General features: G+C 70.7%; 20 protein-coding genes. 12 read left to right on the forward strand and 8 right to left on the reverse strand.

What is annotated here, in order from left to right; all coding sequences use genetic code 11:
- Positions 1-113: 113 nt before the first annotated feature.
- The 3 genes from rplK (at position 114) to DAE25_RS01870 (ending at position 2,422) form a co-directional block, all read left to right on the forward strand.
- Complete coding sequence (gene rplK, locus DAE25_RS01860) at positions 114-542, forward strand: 50S ribosomal protein L11 (protein WP_056887618.1); 429 nt, start codon at positions 114-116, stop codon at positions 540-542.
- 114 nt (positions 543-656) lie between these two features.
- Positions 657-1,376, forward strand: coding sequence for a 50S ribosomal protein L1 (rplA, locus tag DAE25_RS01865; protein ID WP_056887619.1), 720 nt, complete (start codon positions 657-659; stop codon positions 1,374-1,376).
- A gap of 170 nt (positions 1,377-1,546) precedes the next feature.
- Positions 1,547-2,422, forward strand: coding sequence for a LolA-like protein (locus tag DAE25_RS01870; protein WP_107764529.1), 876 nt, complete (start codon positions 1,547-1,549; stop codon positions 2,420-2,422).
- 15 nt (positions 2,423-2,437) lie between these two features.
- Here DAE25_RS01870 and DAE25_RS01875 read toward each other — a convergent pair whose 3' ends face one another.
- Positions 2,438-3,433, reverse strand: coding sequence for a DnaB-like helicase C-terminal domain-containing protein (locus DAE25_RS01875; protein WP_199907386.1), 996 nt, complete (start codon positions 3,431-3,433; stop codon positions 2,438-2,440).
- A 259-nt stretch (positions 3,434-3,692) separates the two neighbouring features.
- On the opposite strand from DAE25_RS01875, the gene rplJ reads away from it, so the two are divergent.
- From rplJ to DAE25_RS01890, 3 genes are all read left to right on the forward strand, one after another.
- Positions 3,693-4,361: a 50S ribosomal protein L10 gene (rplJ, locus tag DAE25_RS01880; RefSeq protein WP_056887622.1), complete on the forward strand. Its 669-nt coding sequence runs from the start codon at positions 3,693-3,695 to the stop codon at positions 4,359-4,361.
- A gap of 100 nt (positions 4,362-4,461) precedes the next feature.
- Entirely contained in the window at positions 4,462-4,854 is a 393-nt protein-coding gene (gene rplL, locus DAE25_RS01885) for a 50S ribosomal protein L7/L12 (RefSeq protein ID WP_056887623.1), read from the forward strand.
- Positions 4,855-5,035: 181 nt separating this feature from the next.
- Entirely contained in the window at positions 5,036-5,881 is an 846-nt protein-coding gene (locus DAE25_RS01890) for a methylenetetrahydrofolate reductase (RefSeq protein ID WP_199907387.1), read from the forward strand.
- A gap of 75 nt (positions 5,882-5,956) precedes the next feature.
- Here DAE25_RS01890 and DAE25_RS01895 read toward each other — a convergent pair whose 3' ends face one another.
- From DAE25_RS01895 to DAE25_RS01915, 5 genes are read right to left on the reverse strand one after another with little or no spacing between them, the layout of a single operon-like run.
- The gene (locus tag DAE25_RS01895) at positions 5,957-6,634 is read right to left on the reverse strand and encodes a DUF1638 domain-containing protein (RefSeq protein WP_107764530.1); all 678 of its coding nucleotides are present in this window, start codon (positions 6,632-6,634) and stop codon (positions 5,957-5,959) included.
- A complete protein-coding gene (locus tag DAE25_RS01900; RefSeq protein ID WP_107764531.1) occupies positions 6,567-8,549 on the reverse strand; it encodes an ASKHA domain-containing protein in 1,983 nt (660 codons plus the stop codon). The genes DAE25_RS01895 and DAE25_RS01900 overlap by 68 nt, the downstream gene beginning before the upstream one ends.
- Before the next feature lie 10 nt (positions 8,550-8,559).
- Positions 8,560-9,447, reverse strand: coding sequence for a dihydropteroate synthase (locus DAE25_RS01905; RefSeq protein ID WP_107764532.1), 888 nt, complete (start codon positions 9,445-9,447; stop codon positions 8,560-8,562).
- On the reverse strand, positions 9,447-10,112 hold the full coding sequence (locus tag DAE25_RS01910) for a corrinoid protein (RefSeq protein ID WP_107764533.1): 666 nt from the start codon (positions 10,110-10,112) through the stop codon (positions 9,447-9,449). The genes DAE25_RS01905 and DAE25_RS01910 overlap by 1 nt, the downstream gene beginning before the upstream one ends.
- Positions 10,109-10,918 carry an IclR family transcriptional regulator gene (locus DAE25_RS01915; RefSeq protein ID WP_107764534.1) on the reverse strand — a complete coding sequence of 270 codons (810 nt, stop codon included), beginning with the start codon at positions 10,916-10,918 and terminating at the stop codon, positions 10,109-10,111. Before DAE25_RS01915 ends, DAE25_RS01910 begins: the two co-directional genes overlap by 4 nt.
- Positions 10,919-11,059: 141 nt before the next feature.
- Between DAE25_RS01915 and DAE25_RS01920 the strand changes: the two genes are divergently transcribed.
- Positions 11,060-12,499 carry a trimethylamine methyltransferase family protein gene (locus tag DAE25_RS01920; protein ID WP_107764535.1) on the forward strand — a complete coding sequence of 480 codons (1,440 nt, stop codon included), beginning with the start codon at positions 11,060-11,062 and terminating at the stop codon, positions 12,497-12,499.
- 6 nt (positions 12,500-12,505) lie between these two features.
- On the opposite strand, the gene DAE25_RS01925 is transcribed toward DAE25_RS01920, so the two are convergent.
- Together DAE25_RS01925 and purU are read right to left on the reverse strand one after the other, a co-directional pair.
- Positions 12,506-14,185, reverse strand: coding sequence for a formate--tetrahydrofolate ligase (locus tag DAE25_RS01925; protein WP_107764536.1), 1,680 nt, complete (start codon positions 14,183-14,185; stop codon positions 12,506-12,508).
- A gap of 80 nt (positions 14,186-14,265) precedes the next feature.
- Complete coding sequence (purU, locus tag DAE25_RS01930) at positions 14,266-15,168, reverse strand: formyltetrahydrofolate deformylase (protein WP_107764537.1); 903 nt, start codon at positions 15,166-15,168, stop codon at positions 14,266-14,268.
- A 96-nt stretch (positions 15,169-15,264) separates the two neighbouring features.
- Here purU and DAE25_RS01935 point away from each other — a divergent pair, with 96 nt between their 5' ends.
- From DAE25_RS01935 to DAE25_RS01955, 5 genes are all read left to right on the forward strand, one after another.
- The gene (locus DAE25_RS01935) at positions 15,265-16,122 is read left to right on the forward strand and encodes an IclR family transcriptional regulator (protein ID WP_107764538.1); all 858 of its coding nucleotides are present in this window, start codon (positions 15,265-15,267) and stop codon (positions 16,120-16,122) included.
- Positions 16,123-16,348: 226 nt separating this feature from the next.
- A complete protein-coding gene (locus tag DAE25_RS01940) occupies positions 16,349-17,836 on the forward strand; it encodes an aldehyde dehydrogenase family protein (protein WP_199907388.1) in 1,488 nt (495 codons plus the stop codon).
- Between the two features lie 2 nt (positions 17,837-17,838).
- Positions 17,839-19,581: a choline dehydrogenase gene (betA, locus tag DAE25_RS01945; RefSeq protein WP_107764539.1), complete on the forward strand. Its 1,743-nt coding sequence runs from the start codon at positions 17,839-17,841 to the stop codon at positions 19,579-19,581.
- On the forward strand, positions 19,578-20,603 hold the full coding sequence (locus tag DAE25_RS01950) for a quaternary amine ABC transporter ATP-binding protein (RefSeq protein WP_107764540.1): 1,026 nt from the start codon (positions 19,578-19,580) through the stop codon (positions 20,601-20,603). The genes betA and DAE25_RS01950 overlap by 4 nt, the downstream gene beginning before the upstream one ends.
- A complete protein-coding gene (locus DAE25_RS01955; protein WP_107764541.1) occupies positions 20,600-22,657 on the forward strand; it encodes an ABC transporter permease in 2,058 nt (685 codons plus the stop codon). The genes DAE25_RS01950 and DAE25_RS01955 overlap by 4 nt, the downstream gene beginning before the upstream one ends.
- Positions 22,658-22,692 lie beyond the last annotated feature (35 nt).

Consider the following 22,692-nt stretch of genomic DNA (forward strand, 5'->3'; position numbering starts at 1 on the left):
CACCAGCACCACCGCACGACCGCAACACCGCACGACCGCAACACCCAGGTGGCAGAGCGACGGCCCCGGCCTGACCTCGACAAGACCACGACGTACAACTCACAAGGATCGAAATGCCTCCCAAGAAGAAGATCGCCGCACTGGTCAAGGTGCAGCTCCAGGCCGGTGCCGCGACCCCGGCCCCTCCGGTCGGTACCGCGCTCGGCCCGCACGGCGTCAACATCATGGACTTCTGCAAGGCCTACAACGCGCAGACCGAGTCGATGCGCGGCAACGTGATCCCCGTCGAGATCACGATCTACGAGGACCGCTCGTTCGACTTCATCACCAAGACGCCTCCGGCCGCCGAGCTCATCAAGAAGGCCGCCGGCCTCAAGAAGGGCTCCGGCGTCCCGCACAAGGAGAAGGTCGGCAAGCTCAGCAAGGACCAGGTCCGCGAGATCGCGCAGACCAAGCTCCCCGACCTGAACGCCAACGACATCGACGCCGCGATGAAGATCGTCGAGGGCACCGCCCGCTCCATGGGCATCACCACCGACTGATCACCCCGGACGGCGCCGCACCCGTGGCGCCACCGACGGACATCCGGCTCACGCCGACACCCCGTGGCAGGACCGCGCTGGTCCACTGACCACAACTGACGAAAAGAGACAGACATGCAGCGCAGCAAGACCTACCGCGCAGCGGCCGAGACGATCGACCAGGACGAGCTCTACGCTCCGCTGGCCGCCATCAAGCTCGCCAAGGCCGGTTCCAAGAAGAAGTTCGACGAGACCCTCGACGTCGTCATGCGCCTGGGCGTCGACCCGCGCAAGGCCGACCAGATGGTCCGCGGCACCGTGCTCCTCCCGCACGGCACCGGCAAGACCGCCCGCGTCCTGGTGTTCGCCAACGCCGACAAGGCCGAGGCCGCCCGTGAGGCCGGCGCCGACTTCGTCGGTGGCGACGAGCTCATCGAGAAGGTCAACGGTGGCTGGCTCGACTTCGACGCCGTCGTCGCGACGCCCGACATGATGGGCAAGGTCGGTCGCCTCGGCCGCGTCCTCGGCCCCCGCTCCCTGATGCCCAACCCGAAGACCGGCACGGTGACCCCCGACGTCGCCAAGGCCGTCTCGGACATCAAGGGCGGCAAGATCGAGTTCCGCGTCGACCGCCACGCCAACCTGCACTTCATCATCGGCAAGGCGTCCTTCTCCGAGGCCCAGCTGGCCGAGAACTACGCCGCTGCCCTCGAGGAGGTGCTGCGTCTCAAGCCGGCCAGCTCCAAGGGCCGCTACATCAAGAAGGTCACCGTCTCCACGACCATGGGCCCCGGTGTCCAGGTCGACCCCAACCGCACCAAGAACGTCGCGGCTGAGGACGAGGCCCAGGCCTGACAGCCTGACCCGTTCCACCGACGCCCCGGTCATCCGCGAGATGGCCGGGGCGTCGTCGCGTCCTGGTGGCGGGTGGGAGGATGGCTGCGCGTGCGGGTGTCGCCACGCCGGGTCAGTCACGGGGACGGCCGGGTGGACGCCCGGCACGACCACCGACGAAGGAGCCCGCCATGGCCCGCCCCACCCTCTCCCGCCGCCTCGGCGCCGCCGCCCTGCTGACGACCCTCGCCCTCACCACCGCCGCGTGCGGCGACGACAGCGGCTCCGAGGCGTCCACCGGCACCGACACCAGCGAGTCGAGCGAGGAGCCGTCGGCGGAGGAGTCGAGCGAGTCCACCGAGTCCTCGGGTGACCTCGAGGAGCTCGAGCCCGCCGAGTTCTACCCCGCCGTGATGGGCGCGCTCCAGGAGGCCGAGACCTTCGCCTTCTCGATCAGCACCAGCACCGACAGCGCCGGCGCGGGCGCCATGGACATGCAGGGCGTGATGCGGTACGACGACGGCGGCATCGACATGGAGGCCACCGGGAGCGGCCAGGGCGCGGACGGCCTCGAGATGATCATGCTCGACAAGGTCCTCTACCTGACCGGCGCTGGCATGGGCATGGACCTCGGCGACAAGAAGTGGCTGAAGATCGACATGAGCGACCCCGACAGCATCTTCGGGATGCTCGGCAAGTCCACCGACCCGGCGCTGATGTTCAAGGCGATGGAGGAGCCGAAGGAGTTCGAGCTCCTCGGCACCGAGGAGGTCGACGGCGTCGAGACCAACCACTACCGCGTCGTCATGGACACCGCGGCCTACGCCGAGGCGATGGAGATCCCGGCCCAGATGTCGTCCGCGATGCCGAAGGACATCGCGGTGGAGATGTGGGTCGACGCCGACAACCTGCCGCGCAAGTTCCGCCAGGAGCTGGAGGTGCCTGCCATGGCCGGCGGCCAGGCCAGCTCCAGCACCACGGAGGGCACCTACTCCGACTACGGCACCGACGTGACCATCGAGGCGCCTCCCGCGTCCGAGGTCTCCGACGACCTGCCGGGCATGTGAGGGGCTGCGTACCCCCTACTCGGTGAAGATGCGGTCGTCGATCAGCTGCTCGGCGACCTCGCGCCCCTCGGGCTCGAAGCGACCCTGCTCGAAGCGCTTGCGGTACTCCAGGTCGACCCCGTCGCGGCCGAAGCGGTTCTTCTCGACGCTCAGCACCGCCCACTGGCGGAAGCGCTCGGCGTTGCCGAGGTCGTAGGTGAGGTGGTGCCGGGCGACCACGTCGAACTTGTTGCTCAGCACGAGGATGACGTCGGCCTCGTAGGCCAGGGCCGAGGAGCCGCGCAGGTGGTGGGTGCGCATCCGGGTCCCGGAGCGCAGGGCCTGCTTCTCGGCCGCGACGACGGCCAGGACCGGCGCCGAGATGTCGATCGCGAGGTCCTTGAGGCCCTCGACGATGGCCGTGCTCCGCTCGACCTCGTCGACCGGTCCGCCGGGGACCAGCACCTTCTGCAGGTAGTCCACCACGACCAGCGGCACCGTGCCGGTGGCCTCGTGGACCTCGTCGATGCGGGCCCGGATGGCGGCGAGGTCCGTGCGGCTGCCGGTCGAGCGGTGCACGAACAGCCGCTCGGCGTACGACCGCACCTCGGCCAGGGCGCGCAGGGCCCCTGGGACGCCGGCCAGCCGCTCCTCGATCGGGCCGGTGTCGGTGGCGTCGAACGCCTCGCGGAAGGCGGTCAGCCGGACCTGGTGCGAGTCGTCGCGCTCGCCGGCCTCCATGGCCATCAGCTTGAGGACCAGGTCCTCGGCGTCGTGCTCGTAGGAGAAATAGAGGACGGGGCGACCGCTGCGCGCGACCGTGCGGCACACCTGCACCGCGAAGGTCGTCTTGCCCAGTCCCTGGGCGCCGGCCAGCAGCACCAGCGAGCCCTGGCGCAGGCCACCGCCGATGACGGGGTCGAGGCCGTCGAAGCCGGTCGGCCACAACCGTTCCGAGGCGTGGCGACCGCCCCGCATCCGGTCCTCGGTGAGGGTCAGGGTCGCGCCGATGGTGGTGAGTTCGTCGTTCACCCGATCATGGAACCAACTCGACGGCTCTCGCGTGGGCGATCGGCGATTTGTCCGGTCGGTCCCGCCGCCGTAGTGTGACCCACTGAAACCAGAGACCGCCGGTTGTCGACGGGCATCAGCCCCGAGATCGAAGGTTCCGCAACAGCGGACGGCCAGCGCAGGTGCAGAGCAAGTCCCCCGTGGATCACGCCCTGAGCCTGTGCTCGGGGCGTTCGTCATGTGTGGGCCGGACCCGGGGTCTACGTCCGGAAGGAGACCCATGGCGCGGCCAGAGAAGACTGCTGCCGTTGCGGAGATCGTTGAGTCGTTCAACGAGTCCGCCGGCGCTGTGCTGACCGAGTACCGCGGTCTCACCGTGAAGCAGCTGCAGGACCTGCGGCGCTCCCTCGGCGAGAACGCCAACTACGCCGTGGTCAAGAACACGCTTGCCAAGATTGCCGCCACCGAGGTGGGAATCGAAGGCTTCGACGACCTGTTGACCGGCCCCACTGCCATCGCCTTCATCAATGGAGACGTGGTCGAGGCCGCCAAGGGTCTGCGTGACTTTGCCAAGGCAAACCCCGCTCTTGTCATCAAGGGCGGTGTCCTGGACGGCAAGTCCCTCGACGCTGCCGAGGTCGCCAAGCTGGCTGACCTCGAGTCGCGTGAGGTGCTGCTGGGCAAGCTCGCGGGCGGAATGCTCGCGTCGCTCTCCCAGGCCGTCTACCTCCTCAACGCCCCGCTCGCCCAGGCTGCCCGGCTCGCCGGCGCCCTGGAGGCGAAGGCGCAGGAGGACCCCTCGATCCTCGCAGGTGGTGCCGGTACGCCGGCCGCTGCCGAGGACGCTCCGGTTGCCGACGAGGCCGCCCCTGCCGAGGAGACCGAGGCGCCTGCCGCCGAGGCCACCGACGCCGAGGCTGCTGAGGCCACCGAGTCCACCGACGCCTGATCGGTACGGCGCAAGCCGGGTCGCAAGGCCGACGTACACCACCTGAAACCCACGGACCGAGGGAGACCTCCCCGGTCCAAGAACGGAAGGAAACGCCATCATGGCGAAGCTCACCACCGACGAGCTGCTCGACGCGTTCAAGGAGATGACCCTCATTGAGCTGAGCGAGTTCGTGAAGCAGTTCGAGGAGACCTTCGGCGTCACCGCCGCCGCTCCGGTCGCCGTTGCCGCTGCCCCGGGTGCCGCTGCCGGCGGCGCCGCCGCCGACGACGCTGCCGAGCAGGACGAGTTCGACGTCATCCTCGAGGCTGCCGGCGACAAGAAGATCAACGTCATCAAGGAGGTGCGCGCCCTGACCTCCCTCGGACTGAAGGAGGCCAAGGACCTCGTGGAGGGTGCTCCCAAGCCCGTCCTCGAGAAGGCCACCAAGGACGCCGCTGAGAAGGCGAAGGAGGCCCTCGAGGCCGCCGGCGCCAAGGTCACCGTCAAGTGACCCGTCGGGTGCCGGTCCGACCGGCACCCACCTGCGGTCACTGATCGCATCCGTCCCCAGGGCGGTCACCTCCGGGTGGCCGCCCTGAGGCATTTCCCGGGCGTCGCGGACCCCTGTACCGGGCCGGGGGGAGCGGCTAGAGTGAGCGACGTCTGATGCGCATCACGAAATGAGTTGCCTCATGCGCAACAAGCGAACCGCCGAGACGATGACCCGGCTGCTCCGCCACGCACGCTACGAGGTGCTGCCCACGGCCTCGACCGAGGACAAGGTGCTCGCGCACGTCCCCAGGGAGGTGGCCGTCACCGTCACCGCGTCGCCGGGCAAGGGGCTGGAGGCCACGCTCGACCTCGCCGAACGGCTGGCGGGCCACGGGTACGCCGTGGTCCCGCACCTCGCCGCCCGGATGGTCGCCGGCCGCTCGGAGCTCGAGGAGATCGTCGACCGGCTCACCGGCAAGGGGATCTCGCGGATCTTCGTGCCGGGCGGTGACGCCGAGCCGGCGGGCGACTACCTCGACGCGCTGGCGCTGCTCGAGGACCTGGCGCTCCTCGGGCGACCGTTCTCCCACGTCGGGATCACCGGCTACCCGGAGTCGCACCCGTCCATCCACGACGACCTCACCGTGCAGTCGATGTGGGACAAGCGACGGCACGCGACGCACATCGTCAGCAACCTCACCTTCGACGCGTCGGTGGTGCGCGACTGGCTGCACCGGCTCCGGGCCCGCGGGGTCGAGATGCCGCTGCTGCTGGGTGTCCCGGGGCCCGTCGAGCGCACCAAGCTGCTCACCATGGCGACCAGGATCGGGGTGGGTGAGTCGACCAAGTTCCTCGCCAAGAACAAGGGGCTCTTCGCCCGGCTCGCCGCACCGGGTGGCTTCACCGGCGAGACGTTCCTGGAGAAGTGCGCCCCGGCCCTCGGCGAGCCCGGCGCGCTGGTCGAGGGCCTGCACGTCTTCACGTTCAACCAGATCGCCGAGACCGAGGCCTGGCGGGTCGAGCTGCTCGACAGCCTCGCCCGCTGATCCCGCCCCCTCGCCGGGGTAGTCCGTGACGAACGGACCCCGGAATCGCGGGACCAGCGGTCCGTCCGTCACGGACTACCCAGGGAGGAGGGCGGCGAGCGCGTGCTCGAGCCCGTGGTCGCCGGTCTCGACCACGGTGAGGGGCAGGCCGATGCTCGCCGCGGCCTGGGCGGCCAGCCCGCGCAGCTCGTCGTCGGGGTCCTGGGCCAGCCACACCATCCGCGTGTAGTGGCCGAAGTAGGTGTCCCGCAGCTCCGGGTAGCGGTCGAGGCCGAGCTCCTGGAGCACGGTCCGGGCGAAGGACTTGGCGAGGAAGTCGGTCAGCAGGTAGGTGCCGGGCTGCTCGTCGAAGAAGCGCTCGAGCCGGGACGCGCCGGCGTACACGTCGTAGCAGTGCAGCCCCGGCAGCCGGGCCAGGCCCAGGTCGCGGCAGACCTCGTCGAGCGCGCCGTAGGTCCCGCAGTCGGCGTACCCGATCACCACCCGTGCGTACGACGGCGCGAGGCGCTGCGCGAGGGTCCGGACCTCGTCGGCGATCCGCTCCGGGTGGTTGTGCAGCAACGGGGGCAGCGGGTGCACGTCGACCGGCCACCCGCGGCGGGCCACCACGGCGGCGGCCGGCTGGGCGAGCGCGCCACAGGCGACCAGCGCGACCCGGTCGACCTGGTCGACCTGGTCGGCGGGCTCAGGAGTGGAACGCGAGCTGCTCGACGAAGGCGTCGTTGAAGTCGGGACGGTCGGAGAGCTCGACATACGTCACCTCCTCCAGCAGGGCGAGCGCGCCGGCGCGCTCGCGCACCGACAGCAGGGCCATCTTGGCGCCCTCCCCGGCGACGTTGCCGGCGGCCACGATGCGCAGCACCGGCAGCTGGGGCACGAGGCCGATGCGCACCGCCGACGCGGGGGAGAGGTAGCTGCCGAACGACCCGGCCAGGAGCACCTGCTGGACGTCGCGGTGCTCGAGGCCGAGCTGCTCGAGCAGCAACGACCACCCGGTCGAGATGGCGGCCTTGGCGAACTGGAGCTCGCGGACGTCGCGCTGCGAGAGGTAGACGCACTCGGCCGGGTCGGTGTCCGGCGTGGGTCGGTGCAGCAGGAACACGCGCTCCTCGCCGATGCGGGACATCCGGTCGGCCAGGGCGGGCGCGATGTCGTGGGCCGCCTCGTCCGGCACCAGCCGGCCCGAGGAGTCGAGCAGCCCGACCCGCACCAGCTCGGCCACCGCGTCGACGAGGCCGGAGCCGCACAGCCCGCGGGGCTCGACGTCACCGATCACCCCCAGCGTCACCGCCGGGTCGTCCCCGGTCGCGTGCGGGTCGACCTTGATGACCTCGATGGCGCCGTCCGCGGCCCGCATGCCGCACCTGATCGCCCCGCCCTCGAAGGCGGGGCCGGCCGGGGCCGCGGTGGACAGGATCGTCTCGCCGTCGCTGAGGACGATCTCGCAGTTGGTGCCGACGTCGATGAAGAGGCGGGTCCGCTTGTCGCGGTCCATGCCGGTGGCGAGCATGCCAGCGACGATGTCGCCGCCGACGTACGCCCCGAGGGCGGGGAAGAAGTAGGCCCGCGCCCGCGGGTGCAGGGACAGCCCGACGTCGGTGGCGAGGACCGACGGCGGCTGGGCCGACGACATGACGAACGGCGCGACGCCGAGCGGCTCGGGGTCGATGCCCAGGGCGAGGGCGGTCATGGTGGCGTTGCCGGCGATCGCGACCTCGTAGACGTGCCCGGGGTCGATGCCCGCCTCGCGGCACACCCGGGAGGCGAGGTCGGCCAGCGTGACCGCGGCCGCGGACTGGAGCCGGCCCAGCGCCTCCTTGTCCATCATCGTCGCGCTGATCCGGGTGATGACGTCCCCGCCGAAGGGCTGCTGCCGGTTGAGCGTCGACGCGACCGCGAGCGGGGTGCCGGTCCCGACGTCGAGCAGGGTGCCGACCACGGTGGTGGTGCCGAGGTCGAAGGCGATCGCGTAGCGGGTGGACGTGGTGTCGCCGGGCTCCACGTCGATGAGGTCCTCGTCGATGACCACCGCGGTCACCTTGAAGTCCGCCTCGCGCAGCACGGTGGCGAGACGCCGCAGGACGTGCAGGTCGGCGGTGAGCTCGAGGTCGTCGATCGCGTCGGTCAGCCGGGCCAGGTCGGTGCGCTGGTCGGACAGGGTGGCCTCGGCCAGCTCGACGTACCGCTTCTGGATGGCGGGACGCAGGATCACCTGTCGCCCGATGCCGACCGTGGCGGCCTTGGGTCGCGTGGTGAGCGGCGGCACCTCGACGGCCAGGTCGCGGGTCGCGTGCACGAGGCAGCCGAGCCGCCAGCCCTCGGCGAGCTGGCCCCCGGTGAACGTGCGCACGTCGTGGCGGGTGACCGGCACGTCGCCCCCCTCCACCCGCACCTTGCACTTGTGGCAGGTGCCGTGGCCGCCGCAGGTGGAGTCGATGGCGATGCCGTTCCACGAGGCGGCGTCGAAGACCGTCACCCCGGGGGGCACGCGTACGCCGCGCTGGGTCGGCGGCACCGCGCCACCGTCCTCGGCCAGCGTGTGGACCGTGAAGGAGAGGTCCACCCGCCCGGTGCCGTCATGCGGCACCGGGTCGGTCCCCGGGCGCTCGATCAGGCCCTCGCGGGCCACGTCCCCGAGAGTGAAGTCGGGCCCGTCCGGGGTGCTCACGCGGCTCCCCTCACTGGGCCGCTGCGGCTTCCCTCGCCTGCCGCGCGCGGTGGGCGGCGATCCAGCTGCCGCCCCACTCGTCGTGGCCCAGCAGCAGGTCGGCGGCCTTGACGGCCTCGACGATCTGCGGGGTGCGGGTGTCCATGATCGCGGACGTGAGGCCGGCAGTCATGGCCATCGGGAGGAACGCCGCGCCGAGGCTGTGCCGCGCGGGCATGCCGAAGGAGACGTTGGACGCCCCGCAGGTCATGTTGACGCCGAACTCGTCGCGGATGCGGCGCATCGTCTCCAGCGTGGTGTTGACGACCTCCTGGTCGGCGCCGATCGGCATGGCCAAGGGGTCGATGACGATGTCCGCGGCCGCGATGCCGTACTCCTTCGTGGCCACCTCGATGATCTTGCGGGTCAGCACGATGCGCTTCTCCACCTCCATCGGGATCTCGTCGGCGTCGTTGGGCAGTGCGATGACCGCGGCGTCGTACTTCTTGACCAGTGGGAGGATCTGCTCCATCCGCTCGTCCTCGGCGGTGATCGAGTTGACCAGGGCGCGGCCCTGGTAGACCGACAGGCCGGCCTCCAGCGCCTCGACCACGGAGGAGTCGATGCAGATCGGCTTGTCGGTGAGCTGCTGGACCAGGGTGATGGCCCGGGCGAGCAGGTCGGCCTCGTCGGTGAGCGGGACGCCCATGTTGACGTCGAGCACGTCGGCCCCGCCCTCGACCTGGGCCTTGACGTCGCGCTCGATCGCCGAGAGGTCGCCCGCGCGGAGCTGGTCCTGGAAGATCCGGCGACCGGTCGGGTTGATCCGCTCGCCGATGAGGCAGAAGCGGGTGTCGTGGCCGATGACGACCTGCTGGGTGGCGGAGCGGAGCACCGTCTCGAGCCGGGGAGCGGCCATCAGGCAAGCACCTTCGAGCGCTTCTCGTCGAGCAGCTTCTTGGCCCGCTTGACCGTCTGTGAGGCATCGGCGGCATAGCCGTCGGCGCCGACCGCGTCGGCGTACTCCTGGGTGACGGGCGCGCCACCCACCATGACGATCACGCTGTCGCGGATCCCGGCCTTCTCGAGGGCGTTCATGTTGGCCTTGAACATCGGCATCGTGGTCGTGAGGAAGGCCGAGAAACCGACGATGTCGGGCTGGTGCAGGTCGATGGCCTCCACGAACTTCTCCGGGGCCACCTGCACGCCGAGGTCGATCACCTCGAAGCCGGCGCCCTCCAGCATGATGTTGACGAGGTTCTTGCCGATGTCGTGGACGTCGCCCTTGACGGTGCCCATCAGGAACTTGCCGATGGTCTGCACGCCGGTCTCGGCCAGAAGCGGGCGCAGCCGCTCCATCGCCCCGGCCATCGCGCGGCCGGCGATCAGCATCTCGGGCACGAAGAAGTCACCACGCTCGAAGCGGGCGCCCACCTCCTCCAGGGAGGGGATCAGGGCGTCGAAGAGCAGGGTCTGCGGCTCAATGTCGAGGCCGAGGCCCTCGTTGGTGAGCTCGAGGACCCGCGGGGCGTTGCCCACCAGGGTCTCGTCGTACAGGGCCTGCAGGATCTCCTCCGGAGTCATGCGACCACCTCCTCCTTGTGTGCTGCCCGGGTGTGCGTGCCGTGGGTGCTGCCGCGCAGCAGGCTGGAGAGCCGGGTGGCGTGCTCCAGCAGCCGCGGACCGAGCTCGTCGAGCCGGTCCCCGAGTCGGGGAGTGGGCCCGGAGATGCCGAGCGCCGCGACCACGTCGCCGTGCACCCCGAAGACCGGGACGGCGAGGCCGGTGAGGCCGATCTCGAGCTCATCGGCGGTGAGGGCCCAGCCCCGCTCGCGCGTGCGGACGCCCTCGCGCCGCAGGGCCTCGGGGCCGGTGATCGTGTGCGGGGTCAAGCGCTCGAGTCCGGCACCGGAGGGCTCGAGCGCACCCCAGGCGAGGAACACCTTGCCCAGCGCGGAGCAGTGGGCCGGCACGTCGACCTCGGTCCAGTCCCGCGTGCCGAGGAGGTACGTCGAGTCCACCTGGGCGACCTGCACGACACGCTCGCCGCGGGTGACGCTCAGGTGCACCGTCTCGCCGGTGTCCTCGCCGATGGCCTCCATGGCCGGGCGGGCCAGCCGCACCAGCTCGTCCCACGGGTCGTGGCGCGCGGCGTACAGCCAGAAGAGCCGCCCGGCGACGTAGGACCCCGCGGCGTCGCGCTCGAGCAGGCCGGACCGCTCCAGGGCGGTGAGCATGCGCGAGGTCGTCGACTTGGCTAGCCCGCTGGCGTCCTGGAGCTCGGCGAAGGTGAGCGGCTCGTCGGCGCGGACGACCGTGGCCACCAGGTCGGCGGCGCGGTCCACGGCACGCGTGCCGCTGGCACCGCCGCTCGCTGCCGACTCGCTCACGCGGACTCCTTGCGTCGGGGGGTTCCCATGGGTTCCATGATGTGGAACCGTGGTTCCACATCATGAGGTTAGGAGCCGTCGCGCGGTCCGGTCAAGCACCGGTCCACCGATGGGCCGGCCCGTCGACACCCAGGAGGACCCGTGTTCCGCAACACGATGCCGCGCTACGAGGTGCTGTCCCAGGACGCCATGGCGATGCTCGACAAGGGCTGGCGCAAGCTGATGACCGAGATCGGCGTCGAGTTCATGGACGAGCGCGCGCTCGAGCTCTTCCGCAAGGCGGGCCAGCGGGTCGAGGGCCACACGGTCTTCCTCGACCCCGACTTCGTCCTCGCCCAGGTCGCCAAGGCGCCGCGGGAGTTCGACGTGCAGGCCCGCAACCACGAGCACGACATCCACATCGGCGGCGACTCGATGGCCTTCGGTGCGGTCTACGGGCCGCCCTTCGTGCGGCAGGGCGACGTACGCCGTGACGCGACGATGGACGACTTCACCAATTTCACCAAGCTGGCCCAGTCGTTCCCGGTGCTCGACTCCGCGGGCGGCATCATCTGCGAGCCCAACGACACCCCGCTCGACAGCCGTCACCTCGACATGACCTACGCCCTCCAGACGCTGACCGACAAGGTCTACATGGGCAACGTGGTGTCGGGGGTCAATGCCGCCGACACCCTGGCCATGACCTCGATCCTCTTCGGCTCCCGCGAGGCGATCGAGGAGACGCCGGCCACGATCTCGCTGATCAACTGCAACTCGCCGCTGCGCTGGGACGACCGGATGCTGGAGGCCCAGTTCGAGTACTCCGCGGCCGGCCAGCCGGTCGTGCTCACCCCGTTCATCCTGATGGGCGCCATGTCGCCGGTGACCATCCCGGCCGCGCTGGTCCAGCAGATCGTCGAGGCCCTCTCCGGCATCGCGCTCTCCCAGCTGATCCGGCCCGGGACCCCGGTGATCTTCGGGTCGTTCCTCTCCAACATCGACATGCAGTCCGGCTCGCCGACCTTCGGCACCCCCGAGTCGGGGATCGGCCTGCTCTGCACCGGCCAGATCGCTCGCCACTTCGGGCTCCCGTTCCGCACCGGCGGCGGGCTGACGTCGTCGCAGGTGGCCGACGCGCAGGCGGGCTACGAGGCGCTGATGACCCTGATGCCGACCTTCCTCGCCGGCGCCAACTGGGTGATGCACTCCGCCGGGTGGCTCGAGGGCGGCCTGGTGGCGGGCTACGAGAAGTTCATCGTCGACGTCGAGCTCCTCCAGATGCTGCGCCACGAGTTCACGCCGCTGGAGATCGACGAGGCCTCGATGGCCTTCGGCGCCCACGAGGAGGTCGGCCACGGTGGGCACTTCCTCGGGGCGATGCACACCATGGAGCGCTTCCGCACCTGCTTCTACCGCCCGATGCTCTCCTCCTCGGACAACTACGAGAAGTGGATGCGCAACGGCGGCCACGACGCCAACGCCCGGGCCACCGAGATCTACCGGAAGAAGCTCGACGACTACGAGCAGCCGCCCCTGGACGACGCGATCCGCCAGGAGCTGCAGGAGTACGTCATCCGGCGTCGCCGGGAGCTCGGCGACTGAGCGGGCCTACGACAGGCCGCTGATCGTCCCGTCGTCGGCCAGGTCGATGCGCGAGGCCGACGGGTCGCGGGGCAGCCCGGGCATCGTCATCATGTCGCCGCAGACCACCACGACGAACCCGGCGCCCGCCGAGAGGCGGACCTCGCGCACGTGCAGCTCGTGGCCCGAGGGGGCTCCGAGCGAGGTGGGGTCGGTGGAGAACGAGTACTGCGTCTTGGCGACGCACACCGGCAGCGCGCCGTACCCGTCGCGCTCGATGCGCTGGAGCCGTCGACGTGCCTTCGCCTCCCACGTGACCTGCCCCGCGCCGTACAGCCTGGTGGCGATCGCCTCGACCTTGGCGGTGAGCGAGAGGTCGTCCTCGTAGGTGAAGGAGAAGTCGTACGGCGAGGGCTCGTCGAAGGTCGCGAGCACGCCCTTGGCAAGGTCGTGGGCCCCGACGCCACCGTCCGCGAAGTGGGTGGCCGGGTAGGCCTGCACGCCCTCGGCGGCGACGAGCTCGACGACCTTCGCCACCTCGGCGTCGGTGTCGGTGGGGAAGCGGTTGACCGCGACGACGCAGGGGATGCCGTAGACGCCGCGGACGTTGTCGAGGTGCCGGCGCAGGTTGACCATGCCGGCCTCGACCGCGGCGACGTCCTCGGTGCCGAGGTCGGCCAGGGCGATGCCGCCGTGGTACTTGAGGGCCCGCACGGTGGCCACGACGACCGCGACGTCGGGTCGCAGCCCGGACTTGCGGCACTTGATGTCGACGAACTTCTCGGCACCGAGGTCGGCGCCGAAGCCGGCCTCGGTGACCACGATGTCGGCCAGCCTCAGCCCGGCACGGGTGGCCATCACCGAGCTGCAACCGTGGGCGATGTTGGCGAAGGGGCCGCCGTGCACGAAGGCCGGCGCGCCCTCCAAGGTCTGGACCAGGTTGGGCGCGAGCGCGTCGCGCAGCAGCACGGCCATCGCCCCGTCGGCACCGAGCTCGCGGGCCGTCACCGGCGCCATCGCGCGGGTGTAGCCGATGACGATGTCGCCGATCCGCTGCTTGAGGTCGGCCCAGGACTCGGTGAGGCAGAAGATCGCCATCAGCTCCGAGGCCACCACGATGTCGAAGCCGTCCTCGCGGGGGAAGCCGTTGGCGTGCCCGCCGAGCCCCACGGTCACCTCGCGCAGGGCGCGGTCGTTGGTGTCGAGGACCCGCTTCCACGTGACGCTGCGGACGTCGATGTCGAGCTCGTTGCCGTGGTGCACGTGGTTGTCGATGAGGGCGGCCAGCAGGTTGTTGGCGGCCGCGATCGCCGCGAAGTCGCCGGTGAAGTGCAGGTTGATCTCCGTCATCGGCACGACCTGGCTGTAGCCGCCGCCGGCCGCACCGCCCTTCATGCCGAACACCGGGCCCATGGACGGCTCGCGGAGGCACGCGACGGTCCGGTGGCCGAGGCCGTGCAGCGCGTCGGTGAGGCCCACGGTGGTGGTGGTCTTGCCCTCGCCGGGCGGGGTGGGGGACAGCGCGGTGACCAGGACCAGCCGTCCGAGGGGGCGGTCGGCGAGGGAGGCGAGGTGGGCCAGGTCGACCTTGGCCTTGTGGTGGCCGTAGGGGACCAGGTGCTCCTCGGAGATCCCCAGGGTGGCGGCGGCCACGTCGCGGATCGGTTGCAGGGTGGCGGCGTTGGCGATCTCGATGTCCGACAGCATGGCTGGGTCCCTCCTCGGTGGTGCTCCTGTGGTCGCCGAACCCTCTGCCCGACTGGCCCTGTTCTCTCGACTGTGTGCGCTCAGCGGAAGACGACGGTCCTGTCGCCGTTGAGCAGGACCCGGGACTGTGCGTGCCAGCGCACCGCCCGGGACAGCACCTGCGCCTCGACGTCGCGGCCGGCGGCCACGAGCTGGTCCTGGTCGTAGGTGTGGTCGACCCGGATGACGTCCTGCTCGATGATCGGCCCCTCGTCGAGGTCGGCGGTGACGTAGTGCGCGGTGGCGCCGACGAGCTTGACGCCCCGGTCGAAGGCCTGGTGGTAGGGCCGGGCCCCCTTGAAGCTGGGCAGGAACGAGTGGTGGATGTTGATGGCCCGACCCGACAGCTGGCGGCACAGGTCGTCGGAGAGGACCTGCATGTAGCGCGCCAGCACGACCAGGTGCGCGCCGGTCTCGTCGACCAGCTCCATGAGCCGCCGCTCCGCGTCCGCCTTGGTGTCCGGCGTGACCGGCACGTGGTGGAACTCCAGGCCGTAGGAGCGCACCAGGGCCTCGGCGTCGCGGTGGTTGCTGACCACGGCGGGGATCTCGATCTGGAGCGCGCCGGTGCTGGCCCGGAAGAGCAGGTCGTTGAGGCAGTGCAGGTGCTTGGAGACCATGATGAGCGTGCGGTACGGCGCCCGCGCGGCCCAGAGCTCGACGTCCATGTCGAAGCGCGCGGCCACGGTCGCGAAGTCGGCCCGCAGCGAGTCGGCGGTGGCGGGGCCGGACACCGTGAAGTCGATCCGCATGAAGAAGCGGTCGGTGAGGCGGTCGCCGAACTGCTGGCTCTCCACGATGTTGCCGCCCCGCTCCACGAGGAAGCCCGACACCGCGTGCACGATGCCCGGCCGGTCGGGACTGGAGAGGACGAGCACGTAGCTGTCGGGCGCCGTGCTGTCCGGCGCGGCGGCCTGGTCGGAGGCGCTCGTCGCCTGCACCATGGGGGCTCCTCGGGGGTCGGACTCGGTGGTCGTGGTTGTTGCGCTCGACGGAACGCAGTCTGCGATACGCAACAGCCGGTGCGCTAGTCTCCCGCCATGAGCAAGGCTGTCCCGGTCGACGGCGAGGTCGATGGCGAGGTCGTGTCCGCGACCGGGGTCCCGACGGCCTCCGCGGCGGCGGAGCTGCCCACGGCCGTCACTGGCCAGGGCGTCCAGTCGGTCGACCGGGCCCTCGGCATCCTCGAGGTGCTGGCCCGCACCGGGGAGGCCGGGGTCACCGAGATCGCCGCCGAGCTCGGCGTCCACAAGAGCACCGCCTTCCGGTTGGTCGCCACGCTGGAGGCGCACCGCCTCGTCGAGCAGACCGTGGACCGGGGGCGCTACCGCCTCGGGGTCGGCATCCTGCGGCTGGCCGGTGCCACCACGGCCCGGCTCGACCTGGTGCAGGAGGCCCGTCCGATCTGTCGCCAGCTGGCCGCGGACACCGGGGAGACGGTCAACATCGCGGTCCTCTCCGAGAGCTCGGCGCTCTACCTCGACCAGGTCGCGGGCTCGTCGGCCCTCCAGCCCCACAACTGGGTCGGCCAGCACATCCCGCTGCACGCCACGAGCAACGGCAAGGTCCTGCTGAGCGGCCTCGAGGAGTCGTCGCTGGAAGCGGTCCTCGGCACCCTCGCGACGTACACCCCCCACACGATCACCCGCCGACCGCTGCTGCGCGAGGAGCTCGAACGCGTCCGCGCCCAGGGCTACGCGCTCGCGGTCGACGAGCTCGAGGTCGGCCTCACCGCGGTGGCCGCACCCGTCCGCAACGCGCACGGCGACGTGGTGGCCTCGATGAGCGTCTCCGGGCCGTCGTTCCGGCTGACGCCCGAGCGCCTCGCGGAGGTCGTGCGGCTCGTGACCGAGGCCGCCGTCGAGGTCTCGCACCGGCTCGGCTGGGGTCACAGGTAGGTCTCCATGTCTCGGGGCTGGTCCAATCGCCCTTGACGGCACGGTGTCCTCGCAGCATCCTCGGAGTGTCTGGCTGGTTGCGCTCGGAGCATCCGGTTGCGACATACGCAACACGGGATCCATGGGCTGAGCGTGTCGACCTCGCCGTCACGCTGCCGCCCGCGGTACGAGATGGGCCGAGCGTGTCGGCTTCGCCGCCACGCTGCCGCCCGGAAGGTGGTTGGCCTTGCCTGAGCTCTACGTGGACGCGATGTGGACGAGCGCGCTCGCCGGCGGACGCCGGGAGATCCGGTGCCCCGCCGACGGCACCCTCGTGGCCGAGGTCGACGAGGCGGACGCCGAGGACACCGACGCGGCCATCGCCGCGGCGTACCGCGCCTTCCACGAGGGGCCTTGGCCCGGCACCAGCAGCCGTGAGCGGGGCGACCTGCTCCTGCGGGTCGCCGACCTGCTGGAGCGCGACACGGCGGTCGTCGCCCGGATGGAGTCGCTCGACACCGGGAAGCGGTACGTCGAGAGCGAGTACGACGTAGCCGACATCGTCTCGGTATTCCGCCACTACGGGCGGGTCGCCGCCGAGGAGGCCGGGCGCGTCGTCGACACCGGCAACGCCGACGTCGTCAGCCGCATCGTGCACGAGCCCGTCGGGGTCTGCGGCCTGGTGACCCCGTGGAACTACCCGCTCCTCCAGGTCTCCTGGAAGGTCGCCCCCTGCCTGGCGGCCGGCAACACCTTCGTGCTCAAGCCCAGCGAGCTCACGCCGCACTCCGCGATCCACCTGATGCGGCTGCTCGAGGAGGCGGGGCTCCCGGCCGGCGTCGGCAACCTGATTCTCGGCGCCGGGGCCACGGCCGGGGCGCCGCTGGCCACCGACCCCCGCGTCGACCTGATCTCCTTCACCGGCGGGCTCGAGACTGGACGCCGGCTGATGGCCGCGGCCGCCCCGACGGTCAAGAAGGTCGCCCTCGAGCTGGGCGGCAAGAACCCCAACATCGTCTTCGCCGACGCGGACCTCGAGGTCGCGCTCGACTACGCGCTGACCGCTGTCTTCCTGCACTCCGGCCAGGTGTGCTCGGCCGGCGCCCGGCTGCTCGTCGAGGAGTCGGTCCACGACGACTTCGTCGACGAGCTGGTCGCCCGCGCGAGGCAGATCCGGCTGGGCGGGCCCTTCGACGACAAGGCCGAGACGGGACCGCTCACCAGTGCCGCTCACCGCGACAAGGTCGAGGCGTACGTCGCCCGCGGCCTCGCCGAGGGCGCGGTCCTGCGCTGCGGCGGCACGCGACCCGACGACCCGGCCCTCGCGGACGGCTTCTACTACCTGCCGACCGTCCTCGACGGCTGCACCAGCGCGATGTCGGTGACCCAGGACGAGTCGTTCGGGCCGGTGCTCACGGTCGAGACCTTCCGCGACGAGGACGAGGCGGTCGCGATCGCCAACGACAGCATCTACGGCCTGGCCGGCGCGGTGTGGACCCGCGACGCGGGGCGCGGGCAGCGGGTCGCGGGCCGGTTGCGGATGGGCACCGTCTGGATCAACGACTACCACCCCTACGTCCCGCAGGCGGAGTGGGGCGGCTACAAGCAGTCCGGCACCGGGCGCGAGCTCGGCGCGGCGGGGCTCGACGAGTACCGCGAGACGAAGCACGTCTGGCACAACATCAGGCCCGCCGTGCAGCACTGGTTCGGCGCCGAGCAGGAGTCCGGGGACTAGACATGGGCAAGGACCGGTACGACGTCGTCATCGTGGGTGGAGGCTCGGCCGGGTGCGCCCTCGCCCACCGGCTCTCGGCCGACCCCTCGACCTCGGTGCTGGTGCTGGAGGCGGGGCGCACGGACCGGTTCGACCCGCTGATCCATGCCCCCGGTGCGCTGCCCTTCCCGATCGGCAACCCGCTCTACGACTGGAGGTACGAGTCGGAGCCGGAGCCGGCGATGGGAGGCCGTCGCGTCTACCACGCCCGCGGCAAGGTGCTCGGGGGGTCGTCCTCGATCAACGGGATGATCTTCCAGCGCGGCAACCCGATGGACTACCAGCGGTGGGCCGCGGACCCGGGCATGGAGACGTGGGACTACGCCCACTGCCTGCCCTACTTCAAGCGGATGGAGTCGCTGGTCATGCCCGACGGGCAGGTCGGCGCGGACGCCTGGCGCGGTGGGTCGGGCCCGCTGCGGCTGGAGCGGAGCCCGGCCACCAACCCCCTCTTCAGCGCCTTCTTCGAGTCGGCGGAGCAGGCGGGCTACCCCCTGACCGACGACGTCAACGGCTACCGGCAGGAGGGCTTCGGGCGCTTCGACCGCAACATCGTCAAGGGCGTGCGGATGTCGGCGGCGCGGGCCTACCTGCACCCGGTGATGGGGCGTCCCAACCTCACGGTCGAGACCTTCGCCCACGCCACCAAGGTGCGCTTCCAGGGCACGCGCGCGGTCGGCGTCGAGTATTTCCGCGCCGGGCGACGGCACGAGTACGTGGGAGCGGGCGAGGTCGTCCTGTGCGGCGGTGCGATCAACTCGCCCCAGCTGCTGCAGCTCTCGGGCATCGGCAACCCCGAGCACCTCCGCCCCCTGGGCGTCGAGATGGTCCACGACCTCCCGGGGGTGGGGGAGAACCTCCAGGACCACCTCGAGGTCTACATCCAGTACGCCTCGCTCCAGCCGGTGTCGATCGTCGAGGGCCTCAAGTGGCGCAACCGCCCGCTGGTCGGCCTGGAGTGGTTGTTCAGGCGCACCGGCACCGCGGCCTCCAACCACTTCGAGGGCGGCGGCTTCTGCCGGTCCAACGAGGACGTCGAGTGGCCCAACCTGATGTTCCACTTCCTGCCCATCGCGATCCGCTACGACGGCTCGCCGCCGGCGGGGCAGGACAAGTACGCCCACGGCTACCAGGTCCACATCGGTCCGATGTACGCCGACACCCGGGGCTGGGTCCGGATCTCCTCGACCGACGCACGGCAGAAGCCGCGGATGCTGTTCAACTACCTCTCGACCCCCAACGACCGGCGTGAGTGGGTCGAGGCGGTCCGGGTGGCCCGCTCCATCCTCAACCAGGCGGCGTTCGCGCCGTTCAACGGCGGCGAGCTGTCGCCGGGGCCGTCGGTGGAGACCGACGAGGAGATCCTCGACTGGGTCCGCGAGGACGCCGAGACGGCGCTGCACCCCTCGTGCACCGCGAAGATGGGCACCGACGACCTCTCGGTCGTCGACCCCACCAGCATGCGGGTGCACGGCACCGAGGGTCTGCGGGTCGTCGACGCCTCGGTGTTCCCCTACATCACCAACGGCAACATCTACGCCCCCGTGATGATGGTCGCCGAGAAGACCGCTGACCTGATCTCGGGACGTACGCCGCTCCCGCCCGCCGACGTGCCGTTCTACCGCCACCATGGCGGCTCACCGCTGTACCCGCCCGGCGACCGTCGCAACGACGTCACCGACCATGTAGTGGAGGAGCAGTCATGACGGCAGCCCTGTCGGTCGACAGTCTCTGGAAGATCTTCGGCCCGCGCTCGGACAAGATCATCGGCACGCCCGACGCAGAGCTCTCGCGCGCCGAGCTCAAGACCAAGACGGGCAACGTCGTCGGGGTCCGGGACGTCTCCTTCGACGTCGCACCGGGGGAGGTCTTCGTCGTGATGGGGCTGTCGGGCTCCGGCAAGTCCACCCTGGTCCGGCTGCTGACGCGGCTGATCGAGCCGACCAGCGGCACCGTGACCCTCAACGGGATGGACATCACCTCGGCCTCGGAGAGCCAGCTGCGCGACGTACGCCGCACGCAGGTCTCGATGGTCTTCCAGCACTTCGGGCTGCTGCCGCACCGCCAGGTGATCGACAACGTCGCCTACGGCCTCGAGGTGCGGGGCGTCTCCAAGAAGGAGCGCCGGGCGAAGGCGTCCGAGATCGTCGACCTCGTCGGGCTCACCGGCTACGAGATGTCCTACCCCGACCAGCTGTCCGGCGGCATGCAGCAGCGGGTCGGCCTGGCGCGCGCCCTGGCCGGCGACCCCGAGATGCTGCTCTTCGACGAGCCGTTCTCGGCGCTCGACCCGCTCATCCGGCGCGACATGCAGAACGAGGTCATCCGGCTGCACCGCGAGCTCGGCAAGACGATGGTCTTCATCACCCACGACCTGGCCGAGGCGCTCAAGCTCGGGGACCGGATCATGATCCTGCGCGACGGGGCGATCGTGCAGATCGGCACGCCCGACGAGGTGGTGGCCCAGCCCGCCGACGACTACGTCAAGGACTTCGTCTCCGAGGTGCCCAAGGCGCACGTGCTCACGCTGAAGTGGGTCATGCGCGACCCGCGTCCGGGGGAGTCGATGGACGGGCCGACGCTGCCGGTCTCGACCATCGTGCGCCACGCCGCCCGCGCGGCGATCGCGTCGGACGCACCGATCCGGGTCCTCGACGGCGACCGCCTCGTCGGCGTCGTGGACGAGGAGGACATCATGCGCGTCGTCGTGGCCGAGGAGGCGGTGTGACCACGACGGCCCCGGCGCCGGCGGCCCCGAAGCCGGTCGAGCCCGGGGCCGAGCCGCCGCCGCCCGAACGGACCCGGGTCAGCCGCTGGATCCCGGCGGCCGGGGTCGTCGCCGTGTGGATCGTGGTCTGGTACTTCACCAAGGGCACGAACACGCTGGCCCTGCCCGGCGTCGCGCGCACCGACCTGCACGACGAGCTCACGGAGATCAACAACGCGCTGCTCGCCGGCCGCGACACCAACCCGGTCATGCAGTTCACCAACTCCATCGCCGACATGCTCCGCAGCGCCTTCGAGTGGGTGCAGCGGATGATCGTGGTGCCCAGCCCGCCTCGACCGGTGCCGGAGATCGGCTGGCTCGGCGTGGTCGCGATCGCGACGTACATCGGCCTCATGATCGCCAGCTGGCGCATCGCGGTGCTGGTCTGCCTCTCCTTCCTCTCCTTCGGCGTCCTCGGCTTCTGGCAGGACTCGCTCGACACGCTGATCGTCACGGGCATGTCGGTCGCCATCGTCGTGGTCATCGGGATGCCGCTGGCGGTCCTGATCGGCACCAGCCCTCGGGCCAACAAGGTCGTGACCGTCGTCCTGGACCTGCTGCAGACGATGCCGACCTTCGTCTACCTCCTGCCCGTCGTGCTGTTCTTCGGCATCGGAGTAAGTGCGGCGGTCGTGAGTACGATCTTCTACGCGCTCCCGCCCCTCGTCCGGATCGCCGGCTTCGGGATCCGGGAGGTGTCGACCACGACCATCGAGGCGACCGACTCCGCCGGGCAGACCTACTGGCAGCGGCTGCGCAAGGTGCAGCTCCCGATGGCGCGCAAGACCATCATCGTCGGCCTCAACCAGACGACGCTGGCCGCGCTCTCGATGGCCACCCTGGCCGCCTTCGTCAACGGTCCCGGTCTCGGCAAGCCCGTCCTCGCCGGCCTGCGCATCAACGACGTCGGCGCCGCCTTCGTGCCGGGCGTGCTGATCGTGGTGATGGCCGTGATGCTCGACCGCACCACCACGGCGGCGAGCGAGCGCGCGGAGAAGGTCGCCCGCGGCGGCGGTGGCAACGTGCGCATGCGGCGCATCGTCCTCGCGGTCGGCGCCGTCGCGACCCTCGTCGCGGTCTACCTCTCCCGCACCTACCTCAGCCTGGCCGAGTTCCCCGTCTACACGATCGGCGACCGGCTCGCCGACGGCGTCAACGAGGTCATGGACTGGGTCACCGACACGTTCGGGGGCGTCACCGAAGTCTTCAAGGACTTCGTCACCAACTGGCTCCTCAACCCCATGCAGTCGTTGCTGGCGGAGTCGCCCTGGTACGTCTCCTACGTCGCCATCTCCGCCCTCGCCCTGGTGTTCGGAGGCATGCGCGCCCTCGTGTCCACCCTCGTCTGCCTCACCGGCATCTGGTTCTTCGACCTCTGGCACGACGCGATGATCACCCTGACCATGACCCTGGTCGCCACCGTCCTGGTGATGGTCCTGGCCCTGGTCTTCGGCGTCTGGATGGCACGCGACCGCCGCTTCGACCTCGGCATCCGTCCGCTGCTGGACGCCGGCCAGACCATCCCGCCGTTCGTCTACCTGATCCCGGTGCTCGCCCTCTTCGGTCCGACCCGCTTCACCGCGATCGTGGCCGCCATCGTCTACGCCGCGCCGGCCGCCATCAAGCTGGTCGCCGACGGGGTCAAGGCGGTCTCGCCCACGACCATCGAGGCGGGCCGCTCCACCGGCCAGACGACCTGGCAGGAGATCACCAAGGTGCAGCTGCCGATGGCCCGGGGCTCGCTGGTGCTCGCCACCAACCAGGGGTTGCTCTACGTGCTGTCCATGACCGTCATCGGCGGGCTGGTGGGAGCGGGCGCACTGGGGTTCGACGTGGTCTACGGCTTCTCCCGGAGCGAGGCGTGGGGCAAGGGCGCCGCTGCCGGGATCACCATCGTCCTGCTCGGCGTGATGCTCGACCGGATCACCCGGGCGGCCGCCGACATGCGGCGCGACGACGGGCCGGGCCCGCGGCGCGCCTTCAACATCCGGCTGCCGATCGGGCCGCCCCGGTGACCACCGCAGAGTTTCGAACCAACCACGAGATCAGA

Source organism: Nocardioides terrigena, from assembly GCF_003047265.1.
GTDB classification, from domain to species: Bacteria; Actinomycetota; Actinomycetes; order Propionibacteriales; family Nocardioidaceae; genus Nocardioides; species Nocardioides terrigena.

Coding starts and splice junctions, on each gene's coding strand:
- rplK (WP_056887618.1), top strand. CDS start 114: ATGCCTCCCAAGAAGAAGATCGCCGCACTGGTCAAGGTGCAGCTCCAG.
- rplA (WP_056887619.1), top strand. CDS start 657: ATGCAGCGCAGCAAGACCTACCGCGCAGCGGCCGAGACGATCGACCAG.
- DAE25_RS01870 (WP_107764529.1), top strand. CDS start 1,547: ATGGCCCGCCCCACCCTCTCCCGCCGCCTCGGCGCCGCCGCCCTGCTG.
- rplJ (WP_056887622.1), top strand. CDS start 3,693: ATGGCGCGGCCAGAGAAGACTGCTGCCGTTGCGGAGATCGTTGAGTCG.
- rplL (WP_056887623.1), top strand. CDS start 4,462: ATGGCGAAGCTCACCACCGACGAGCTGCTCGACGCGTTCAAGGAGATG.
- DAE25_RS01890 (WP_199907387.1), top strand. CDS start 5,036: ATGCGCAACAAGCGAACCGCCGAGACGATGACCCGGCTGCTCCGCCAC.
- DAE25_RS01895 (WP_107764530.1), bottom strand. CDS start 6,634: ATGTCGAGCTCTCCGACCGTCCCGACTTCAACGACGCCTTCGTCGAGC.
- DAE25_RS01905 (WP_107764532.1), bottom strand. CDS start 9,447: ATGGCCGCTCCCCGGCTCGAGACGGTGCTCCGCTCCGCCACCCAGCAG.
- DAE25_RS01910 (WP_107764533.1), bottom strand. CDS start 10,112: ATGACTCCGGAGGAGATCCTGCAGGCCCTGTACGACGAGACCCTGGTG.
- DAE25_RS01925 (WP_107764536.1), bottom strand. CDS start 14,185: ATGCTGTCGGACATCGAGATCGCCAACGCCGCCACCCTGCAACCGATC.
- purU (WP_107764537.1), bottom strand. CDS start 15,168: ATGGTGCAGGCGACGAGCGCCTCCGACCAGGCCGCCGCGCCGGACAGC.
- DAE25_RS01935 (WP_107764538.1), top strand. CDS start 15,265: ATGAGCAAGGCTGTCCCGGTCGACGGCGAGGTCGATGGCGAGGTCGTG.
- betA (WP_107764539.1), top strand. CDS start 17,839: ATGGGCAAGGACCGGTACGACGTCGTCATCGTGGGTGGAGGCTCGGCC.
- DAE25_RS01950 (WP_107764540.1), top strand. CDS start 19,578: ATGACGGCAGCCCTGTCGGTCGACAGTCTCTGGAAGATCTTCGGCCCG.